Source organism: Bacillota bacterium, from assembly GCA_033549065.1.
Taxonomy (GTDB): domain Bacteria; phylum Bacillota; class Dethiobacteria; order DTU022; family DTU022; genus JAWSUE01.
The window spans coordinates 1-713 of record JAWSUE010000043.1; the positions used below are offsets into that span (position 1 = coordinate 1).

Here is a 713-nt window from a genome sequence, read left to right on the forward strand (position 1 = left end):
CTGTACCCGAGAAGTAAAAAATCATGATCATACCTCTATTTCTTTTTTAGTGAACATTACTCGATCAAAATGAAGGGGATTCGACATAATACAAATGTTTTGAATCGAACCCCCTCTCTTTAGTATTTAGCCCTTTCTAAATGTCGTGTTGTTACAACGCGGGCATGGTGGTAGTGTATCAGAGTTATTAGGGGTCAGGTCTTGAAATATTACATTTTCAATTCTAATTAACCTACTGTTTTACTGACCGTAGTGTAGTGAATATCAAACTAAGTAGTCTGGCCATAAAGAGGAATCAACCTGAAAAATGTAATATTTCAAGACCTGACCCCCATGCTGCTTCTGGGAGCGGGATAATTATCTCTGGATTTATGAAAAGCCCCCCTTGCTGATCGAAATAAGGAGTTAAACGAATACATTCAATATTTATTTCTGACTCACGAAGCCATAGCACAGCAGAAATAACCTCAGAGTGAAATTCCTTTGCGACCAATATTATTCTTTGGCTTTGATTAAGATCCTCTGGTTCACAGTTGATAAAACTTTCAATTTTGACTTGAGCATCATCGCTATCTGTACCAAGATATTCTGCGAAATGTTTATAGATTTCATCGTGGGAAAAACTGGAGCAATAAGAAGCATATTTGATAGCCTGCCACTCCACATCTGATCCGGAATTATCTCGTTTCAGTTCGATTACAACCAGCGCTCCT

The 713-nt window shown here is 38.0% G+C and carries 1 protein-coding gene; it reads right to left on the reverse strand.

The genetic code is table 11. The annotated features are described in order from the left end of the window. Positions 1–295: 295 nt before the first annotated feature. The coding region (locus SCJ97_11645; protein MDW7740681.1) for a hypothetical protein at positions 296–713 on the reverse strand (418 nt) is incomplete at its 5' end.